At 64.3% G+C, this 9422-nt stretch carries 7 protein-coding genes; all 7 read left to right on the forward strand.

The genetic code is table 11. The features are described from left to right. The first annotated feature begins 1 nt into the window (after nucleotide 1). The 7 genes from pheT (at nucleotide 2) to tyrS (ending at nucleotide 9380) form a co-directional block, all read left to right on the forward strand. On the forward strand, nucleotides 2-2650 hold the full coding sequence (pheT, locus tag HMPREF1137_RS03135) for a phenylalanine--tRNA ligase subunit beta (protein ID WP_034496543.1): 2649 nt from the start codon (nucleotides 2-4) through the stop codon (nucleotides 2648-2650). Nucleotides 2651-2752: 102 nt separating this feature from the next. Beyond that, nucleotides 2753-3241: a flavodoxin domain-containing protein gene (locus HMPREF1137_RS03140; RefSeq protein ID WP_007588735.1), complete on the forward strand. Its 489-nt coding sequence runs from the start codon at nucleotides 2753-2755 to the stop codon at nucleotides 3239-3241. 73 nt (nucleotides 3242-3314) lie between these two features. Beyond that, nucleotides 3315-3836, forward strand: coding sequence for an arginine repressor (gene argR / locus HMPREF1137_RS03145; RefSeq protein WP_034496546.1), 522 nt, complete (start codon nucleotides 3315-3317; stop codon nucleotides 3834-3836). 64 nt (nucleotides 3837-3900) lie between these two features. Beyond that, nucleotides 3901-5121 carry an argininosuccinate synthase gene (locus HMPREF1137_RS03150; protein WP_007588705.1) on the forward strand — a complete coding sequence of 407 codons (1221 nt, stop codon included), beginning with the start codon at nucleotides 3901-3903 and terminating at the stop codon, nucleotides 5119-5121. Nucleotides 5122-5220: 99 nt separating this feature from the next. Continuing rightward, nucleotides 5221-6576: an O-antigen ligase family protein gene (locus HMPREF1137_RS03155; protein WP_034496549.1), complete on the forward strand. Its 1356-nt coding sequence runs from the start codon at nucleotides 5221-5223 to the stop codon at nucleotides 6574-6576. 43 nt (nucleotides 6577-6619) lie between these two features. Beyond that, nucleotides 6620-8047, forward strand: coding sequence for an argininosuccinate lyase (gene argH, locus HMPREF1137_RS03160; RefSeq protein ID WP_007588784.1), 1428 nt, complete (start codon nucleotides 6620-6622; stop codon nucleotides 8045-8047). Nucleotides 8048-8117: 70 nt separating this feature from the next. Then, nucleotides 8118-9380 carry a tyrosine--tRNA ligase gene (gene tyrS, locus HMPREF1137_RS03165; RefSeq protein WP_007588788.1) on the forward strand — a complete coding sequence of 421 codons (1263 nt, stop codon included), beginning with the start codon at nucleotides 8118-8120 and terminating at the stop codon, nucleotides 9378-9380. The last annotated feature ends 42 nt before the right edge of the window (nucleotides 9381-9422 follow it).

Below are 9422 nucleotides of genomic sequence, written 5' to 3' on the forward strand. Positions count from 1 at the left end.
CATGCCTATGGTTCCGCTGAGCTGGCTGTCCGACCACGTTGACGTTCCCGAGGGCACGGATGCCGAGGCGCTTGCCGCCGCCCTCGTGAAGGTCGGCCTTGAAGAGGAAGAGATTCACCCCGCGCGTGTCACCGGCCCGCTCGTGGTGGGTCGCGTCCTCACCCGTGTGGAGGAGACCGCCTCGAACGGCAAGATCGTGAACTACTGCCGCGTGGATGTCGGCGAGCACAACGATGCTCCCGGCACCGGCAAGGAGCCCTCGGAGCTGCCGAGCCGCGGCATCATCTGCGGTGCCCACAACTTCGACGTCGACGACCTGGTTGTCGTGTCCCTGCCGGGCGCGATCCTGCCCGGCGACTTCCAGATCGCCGCGCGCAAGACCTACGGTCACGTCTCTGACGGCATGATCTGCTCCGCGCGCGAACTCGGACTCGGGGAGGACCATGACGGCATCATCGTGCTGCCGAAGTACTTCCCGGACCGCGAGATTCCTGCCGTCGGTACGGACATTGTCTCCTGGCTGGGGCTGGGCGAAGAGGTCCTCGAGATCAACGTGACCCCGGACCGCGGCTACTGCTTCTCGATGCGCGGCATTGCTCGCGAGTACTCGCACTCGACGGGTGCCGCGTTCCGCGATCCCGGCCTGCCCGGCGTGATCGCAGCCGAGCCGCCTGCTGCGAACGCCGACGGTTTCCCGGTCGTATTCTCCGACGACGCCCCGATCCGCGGTCGCGTCGGTGTGGACCGTTTCGTTGCTCGCGTCGTGCGCGGCACGAACCCCAACGCTGCGACTCCGCGCTGGATGGTCGAGCGTCTCGAAGCCGCAGGCATGCGCTCGCTGTCTTTGGCCGTCGACATTACTAACTACGTCATGCTTGACCTCGGTCAGCCGATGCACGCCTACGACCTGGGCGACCTGGCCGCCCCGATCGTTGTGCGCCGTGCCCGCGCGGGCGAGACGCTGGTGACCCTGGACGAGGAAAAGCGCGAGCTCGACCCGCAGGATCTGCTCATCACCGACTCTCCCGAGGGAGAGGGATCACGCATCATCGGTATCGCCGGTGTCATGGGTGGTGCCTACTCCGAGGTTGGCGAGGGGACGACCGATGTGCTGTTCGAGGCTGCACACTTCGATTCGGTGTCCGTCGCCCGCAGCTCGCGCCGGCATAAGCTGCACTCGGAGGCCGCGAAGCGCTTCGAGCGCGGCACGGATCCGCAGCTTCCCGCGGTGGCTGCCCAGCGTGCTGTTGAGCTCCTCGTCGAGTACGGTGGCGGCACGGTCGATGCGGGCGTCACGGACGTGGATCAGCGCGGTAAGGCCGTCGTTATCTCGCTGCCCGTCGGTGAGGTGGAGCGCCTGACGGGCGTGGCCCACAGCCCCGAGCGCATCGCCGAGCTACTGCGCACGGTCGGTTGCGTCGTCGAAGGCCCTGACAATGGCGCGTTCACGGTGACGGCTCCCTCGTGGCGTCCCGATCTCACGCTCCCGGCAGACCTGGTCGAGGAAGTCGCGCGTCTCGACGGCTACGACAATATCCCCGTTGTGATGCCGACTGCTCCGGCTGGCCACGGTCTGACTGTCGCGCAGAAGGCGCGCCGTCTGGCCGCCGCTACGCTGGCCGATGGCGGATTGGTCGAGGTCGAGTCCTACCCGTTCGTGTCCGACACCTGGGATCGTCAGGGTATTCCCGCCGACGATCCGCGTCGCGAGGCCCTGCGCCTGCGCAACCCGATGGCGGATGACGCCCCCTGGCTGCGCACCACGGTGCTCGATACCCTTCTCGACGTCGCCGGCCGTAATGTGTCACGCTCCAACGCGGATGTCGCGATCTTCGAGGTCGCCAAGGTTGCCCGTCCCGCGGGTACTGTGCCGGCGGATCTGCCCAGCGCCGAGGAACGTCCCTCCGACGAGGTGATCGCGGCGCTTGAGGCCGGTATCCCTGCTCAGCCCTGGCACATTGGCGGTGTCCTGACCGGCCAGGCCGTTCCGGCCGGTGTTCTGGCGAACGCCCGCGCTTACGACTGGGCAGACGCCCTCGAGTATGTGCGTCGTGTGGCCTCGGGGCTCGGCGTTCGCGTTGAGGTGACCCGCGCTTGGATGGACGAGGTGCCCGCGCACAAGGGTGCTCCGATGCCCGCTCCGGCGACGGATCCCGCTGCGGTCGCACCGTTCCACCCCGGCCGCGTCGCGCGCGTCTTCGTGCGCGCTGGTCGTGACCTCGTGGATGTTGCTCTTGCTGGCGAGCTGTCGCCCGCGGCCTGCCGCGCCTTCGGCCTACCGGCGCGTTCGTGCGCATTCGAGATCGACATGGATGCGCTGATCTCTCAGATGAGCGAGGCGCCCATCCAGGTCAAGGGTGTCTCGACGTTCCCGCTGGCCAAGGAAGACATTGCTCTCGTCGTGCCCTCCGATATCCCCGCGTCGCGCGTCGAGCAGATCGTGCGCCAGGGGGCCGGCCAGCTTGCCGAGTCCGTGACGCTTTTCGACATCTATGAGGGCGATCAGGTGCCCGAGGGCTACCGTTCTCTCGCCTTTGCGCTGCGCCTGCGCGCGGCCGACCACACGCTGACTGCGAAGGAATCCTCGCAGGTGCGCGAGCAGGTCGTCGCGAAGGCAGCCAAGGTGCTGGGGGCGTCGTTGCGCGCATAAGGTCCACGAAGTGACAGGCCGGTCGAATCGGCGGTGTGGCACCCCACTCATTTGGGGCGTTGTGCCCATCGATTCGACCGGTCTTCGCTTTACGATGGATACATGCACATCCTTGTTACTGCATCATCAAAGCACGGGGCGACGGATGAGGTCGCCGACGCCATCGCGAAGCGTCTCGAAGCGGCGGGTTTCACCGTCGATCGTGTCGCGCCTGCTGACGTGACCACGGTTGAACCCTACGACGCCGTGGTTGTTGGCTCTGCCGTCTACATTCTCCAGTGGATGCCCGAGGCGCACGACTTCATGGAGCGCTTCAAGGATGATCTGCGCGACAAGCCGGTGTGGGCCTTCTCCGTCGGCATGAATGGTGTGCCGAAGCACTCGGAGCAGGATGGTAATCGTGTCGGTCCGCTGCTCACCCACGTCAACTGCCGTGAGCTGCGCACCTTCCCGGGCCGTTACAAGCCTGAGCTTCTGTCGCTGCGTGAGCGTTCGGTCGCGCGTCTGGCTGGCGTTGTGGAGGGCGACTTCCGCGACTGGGACGCGATCGAGGCGTGGGCTGACGATATCGCGGCTGCGTTGAAGGCCTGAGAGTTGTGAGAGCAAGCGGGTGAGGGACAGCCCTCGCCCGCTTGCTTATTTATATGCGTTCGTGTGTATAATCATGCATATGAGTGCAACACCCGCGTTTCCGAGCACCAAGAGTGCGCGTCATGAGATGATCCGTGATCTTCTGGCGTCCGAGTCGATCGGTAGCCAGGAAGGACTGCGCGCTCGCCTGGCCGAGCGGGGGATTGACGTCACCCAGACGACCCTCTCTCGCGATCTGATGGACCTGCGCGCGACGAAGATCCGCGATGTATCCGGTGCGCTCATCTACACGGTGCCCGACCACGACGGCGGTCTTACCCACGACGCTGAAGCTGCCAACGTCCGTCTGGCACGCTGGTGCCAGCTTCTCCTTGTTACCTCCGTGAAGGTGGGTAACCAGCTTGTTCTGCGCACCCAGGTGGGTGCAGCCAACCTCCTCGCATCATCGATCGACGCGGTGAGGCGCGACGAGATCGCCGGAACGATCGCCGGCGATGACACGATCCTCGTGATCTGCCGCAGCGAAGAAGGCGCGGCTGAGGTTGAACGATCCTTGCTGGCCCTCGCCGAACCCGGCGCACTCCCCGAAAACTAGCTCCGGCCTCGTTCGTACGAACACTGCCCGGGCACCACGAACCCAACAATTGGAAGGAACCCACATGTCGAGCAAAGATCGCGTCGTCCTGGCATATTCAGGCGGCCTGGACACCTCTGTGGCCATCGGATGGATCGGCGAACAGACCGGCCGTGAGGTCGTTGCCGTCGCCGTTGACGTCGGCCAGGGCGGAGAAGACCTGGAGGTCATTCGCCAGCGCGCCCTCGACTGTGGCGCCGTAGAGGCATACGTGGCCGACGCTCGCGACGAGTTCGCGAATGAGTACTGCATGCCCGCTCTCAAGGCGAACGCTCTGTACGAAGGCAAGTACCCCCTCGTGTCGGCCCTGTCGCGTCCCGTCATCACCAAGCACCTGGTGAAGGCGGCCCGCGAGTTCGGTGCCACGACCGTCGCCCACGGCTGCACGGGTAAGGGCAACGACCAGGTCCGTTTCGAGGTCTCGATTACCTCGATGGCCCCCGACATGGACTGCATCTCCCCGGTCCGTGACCTCGCGCTGACGCGTGACGTTGCGATCGACTACGCCGAGAAGCACAACTTGCCGATCGAGACAACCAAGCACAACCCCTTCTCGATCGACCAGAACGTGTGGGGCCGCGCCATTGAGACCGGCTTCCTGGAAGACCTGTGGAACGCCCCGACGAAGGACGTCTACAACTACACCGACGACCCGACCTACCCGCCGCTGCCTGACGAGGTCGTCATCACCTTCGATAAGGGCATCCCGGTTGCTATCGACGGCCGTCCCGTCACGCCGCTCGAGGCCATCCAGGAGATGAACCGCCGCGCCGGCGCTCAGGGCATCGGTCGTATCGACATGGTCGAGGACCGACTCGTCGGTATCAAGTCTCGCGAGATTTACGAGGCTCCCGGTGCCGTCGCGCTCATCGAGGCCCACCAGGCCCTCGAGTCGGTGACGCTGGAGCGCATGCAGCGCCGCTACAAGCGTCAGCTGGAGCAGACCTGGGGCGAGCTCGTGTACGAGGCCCAGTGGTACTCCCCGCTGAAGAAGTCGATGGATGCGTTCATCGAGCACACGCAGGAATATGTCTCCGGCGACATCCGCATGGTGCTGCACGGTGGTCGTGCGACCGTCAACGGTCGCCGCTCCGAGTCCTCACTGTACGACTTCAATCTTGCGACCTACGAGACCGGCGATACATTCGATCAGTCGTCCTCGCGCGGCTTTATCGACATCTACGGCCTGCAGTCGAAGCTCGCAGCGGCCCGTGATGTGCGTTTCGGCGTGAACATGGGTTACTGAACGCTTGGTTGAGGGCGTTCTCACAGAGAATGTCTCAGTTGGGTTTCAAGAGGCGGGAGCGGCGAGAAGGCCGCTCCCGCCTCGCTTACTGTTTCGTGTATGACTTATGAGGCGAGCGCCGTGAGCGATGCCGTGGGGACCGATCGCGATGATGCCCTGCGCGCGCGCATGATGCGCTACACGGTTGCTGCGATGTTCTTTGTCGGTTTTGCCGGCAAAGGCGTTCGTGGCATTTTCGGGGACATCGGTTCTCTTGTGCCGATGCTGATTCTGCTTGTGTCGTTTGTGGTGCTTTTTTGGACCTCGGGACGCTCGCTGTTGCTGCGTCGCTTTCCGACCACGACGTGTCTTTTTGTCGCCTGGTGTGCTCTGTCGTGTCTGTGGTCCGTCGCCCCTGCGCAGAGCGCGCAATTCGCGGTCTTATCCCTCGCTCTGACGCTGGTGTCGATCGCTGTGGCTGTTGCGCTGCCGCTCACCGAGCTCGTTGGCGCGTTGATCCTCGCGTTCCAGTGGATTATCGGCTCCTCGTTTATTCTCGAGGCCCTGGTGGCTTTCTTTGGTCGAGGTCCGCTCGCTCCTCCCATCATGTGGGGGAGGGGGCTCCTGCCGGCGTCCTACTACTGGGTGGACGGATTGCTCCTGGAAGGTGGGCCGATCCAGGGGTTCCCTGGGAACAGGAATCCTCTTGCTTTCATCGCACTGCTTCTGGCGGTGTGCTTAGTTCTTCGATACATGCAGACGAGGAACTCTCGGCTCTCGACGCTGGTGTGGCTCGGCTTGTGCGGCGCAGTGTTGCTATTGACGCAGTCTGCGACGGTCGCTCTCTCGACGGTCGGCTGCTTCCTGGTCATAGCGGGCCTCGTCGTGCAGCGCAGAGTTCCGGAACGCCTGCGCTTGCGCGTTGTCGGTGGGTTTGCGGGGATCGGCGTTCTCACTGCAATCGCAGCATTCTTCTGTCGTCACATGATCGCCGACGCTTTCGGTCGTAGTCCCGATATGAGCGGGCGCTCCGTCATCTGGCACGCGGTGGCGCCCCTCGTCGCGCAGCGCCCGATCGGCGGCTGGGGCTGGTTCATTGGGTGGCCCACGTGGATGGAACCTTTTGCATCGCTCGTGATCCGTCCTGACGGGACGCCGACTAATCAGGCGCACAACGTGTATGTCGAGGCGGCGTTGACGACCGGCTTCGTGGGCGCGGCCATGATCACCGTCGCGATCGTCTGGACGCTGTATCGCGTTGTGAAGGTCGCGGTGGCCCACATTGACGACAATCTATGGGACGTCATCCCGGCGGTTATCATCATCGCGATGTTTATTCAGTCGTTTACTGAGTCGCGCCTACTCTTCGAGGGCAACTGGATGCTCTTCGTCATGATCGCGACGTGGGTGAAGGTTCGAGGAGAGGTTCCCGTGGTCTGGCCGTCGGCGGCCCGCCAGCATCTCGAATATTCTTAAAGCATACGAACATTATCGTTGTCGCCGAGCCAGGAGGAAACTCATGTCGCAGTCCGAAACTCACGTCTCTCTGTGGGGCGGTCGTTTTTCTGGAGGGCCGTCGCAGGCACTGGCTGCACTGAGCGTGTCGACGCACTTCGACTTCCGTCTGGCCCACGTGGATATCGCGGGTTCGCATGCGCACGCCGATGAGCTGCATCGTGTTGGCCTGTTGACCGACCAGGAATGCGTGGATATGCACGATGCTCTGGCGCGTCTGGACGCGGATGTCGCCTCCGGTGCGTTTGTGCCTGCTGCCGACGACGAGGACGTCCATACCGCGCTGGAGCGTGGCCTCATCGAGCGAGCGGGAGCGACGCTGGGCGGCAAGCTGCGCGCTGGCCGCTCCCGCAACGATCAGATCGCCACACTCATTCGCGTGTACCTGCGCGAGGAGGCGCGTCACCTGGCAGGTCGCGTTCTTGACATCGCTCAGGCTCTCGTCGGGCAGGCGGTGCGCGCCGGCGATGCTGTGATGCCGGGTCGCACGCACATGCAGCACGCGCAGCCCGTGCTCGTCGCTCATCACCTGCTGGCGCACGTGTGGCCGCTGCTGCGCGACGTCGCGCGCCTGCGCGACTGGGACAAGCGCGCAGCCATCTCCCCGTATGGTTCCGGCGCGCTCGCCGGTAATACCCTCGGCATGGATCCTCGCCGCATTGCGGCTGCTCTCGGCTTTAATGACTCCGTCGAAAACTCGATTGACGGAACGGCTGCTCGCGACGTGGTCGCCGAGTTCGCCTTCGTGTGCGCCCAGATCGGTATTGACATTTCGCGCCTGTCGGAGGAAATCGTCATCTGGAACACGAAGGAGTTCGGCTACGTCACGCTGGACGACTCATACTCCACGGGTTCGTCGATCATGCCCCAGAAGAAGAACCCTGACGTCGCGGAGCTGGCCCGTGGCAAGGCCGGCCGCCTCATCGGTGACCTGACCGGCCTGCTCGCGGTCCTCAAGGGTATTCCGCTCGCCTACGACCGCGATCTGCAGGAAGACAAGGAGCCGGTGTTCGATCAGATCGACACCCTCGACGTCCTGTGTCCTGCCGTCGCCGGCATGATCGACACAATGACGATTCATCTCGACCGTCTCGAGGAGCTGGCTCCGCAGGGCTTCTCGCTCGCCACCGACATTGCCGAGTGGCTGGTGAAGCAGGGCGTTCCGTTCCGCGACGCTCACGAGATCTCGGGCGCGTGCGTGCGCCTCGCCGAGGCCAGGGGAGTGGAGCTCGCGGACCTGACGGACGAGGAGCTCGCCCAGGCCTCGTCGGCCCTGACCCCCGAGGTTCGCGCTGTGCTGACCGTGGAAGGTTCCGTGAGTGCACGCCGCGGGCGTGGCGGCACTGCCCCGGAGCGCGTGCGCGAGCAGATCGCCGAGGCCGAGGCGGGCCTCGCCGATGCGCGCGAGTGGGCGGCCACCGCGCTGCGTTAACGCCCGTACTCGCAAGCCGATACACTATGACGGTACTCATCCGTCGAATCCGCAAGGAAGGACAACTTTCGTGACAGACATTCTGGACGAACTGCAGTGGCGTGGGCTGCTCGCGCAGCACACCGACCTCGAGGCGCTCCGTGAGCACCTGGCCGCCGGACCTGTCACCTTCTATTGCGGCTATGACCCGACGGCGCCCTCCCTGCACCATGGACACCTGGTTCAGCTGATCGTGATGCGTCACCTGCAGCTCGCCGGCCACCGTCCGCTCGCTCTCGTGGGCGGGGCCACCGGTCAGATCGGCGACCCGCGTCAGAGCGGCGAGCGTCAGCTTCAGTCGACCGAGGTCGTGAAGGGCTGGGCAGATCGCCTGCATTCGCAGATCTCGAAGTTCCTCGACTTCGAGGGTCCTGCTGCAGCCACGATGGTGAACAACCTGGATTGGACCCAGGAGATGAGCGCGATCGACCTGCTGCGTACTATCGGCAAGTACTTCCGCGTGGGCACCATGCTCAACAAGGACATCGTTGCCCGCCGTATTGCCTCGGACGAGGGCATCTCCTACACCGAGTTCTCCTACCAGGTGCTCCAGGCCAACGACTTCCTCGAGCTCTACCGCCGCAACGGCTGCACGCTCGAGACCGGCGGTAACGACCAGTGGGGCAACATGGTGGGCGGCGTCGACCTGATCCGTAAGGTTGAGGGCGTCGATACCCACGTGATGACCACGCCGATTATTACCAAGGCCGACGGAACGAAGTTCGGTAAGTCTGAGGGGGGTGCCATCTGGCTTGACCCGGAGATGATGACCCCCTATGCCTTCTACCAGTTCTGGCTCCAGGTCGCGGACGACGACGTGGTGCGCTTCCTGAAGATCTTCACGTTCAAGTCGCGTGAAGAGATCGAGGCGTTGGCCGTTGAGGTTGCCGAGCGTCCGCACCAGCGTGCCGCGCAGAAGGCCCTGGCTGCCTCCGTCACGGAACTCGTGCACGGGGCCGATCAGCTTCAGCGCGTTCTCGCTGCGACCGACGCCCTGTGGGGCGGAGGCGATATCCGTGATCTCGACGAGGCAACGCTGGCCGCTGCCACCGCGGATCTACCACGAGCGTCCCTCACCATCGGCGAGTCGACCGTGGCCGATGCGCTCGTTGCCCTCGGCTTTGAGAAGGGCAAGACTGCGGCACGCCGTACGATCTCCTCCGGCGGCGCCTCCATCAACAACATCAAGGTCGAGGATCCCGAGGCTGTTCTGCGCGAAGAAGACGTCCTTGCTGGTGGACTGGCTCTCATTCGTAAGGGTCGTAAGAACCTCGCCGTGCTTGAACTGAGCTGATCGCTTCGAACAAGAGGGCATCCGACAATTGTCGGATGCCCT

Origin of the sequence: Actinomyces sp. ICM39 (assembly GCF_000282935.1) — a bacterium.
Classification (GTDB): domain Bacteria; phylum Actinomycetota; class Actinomycetes; order Actinomycetales; family Actinomycetaceae; genus Pauljensenia; species Pauljensenia odontolytica_B.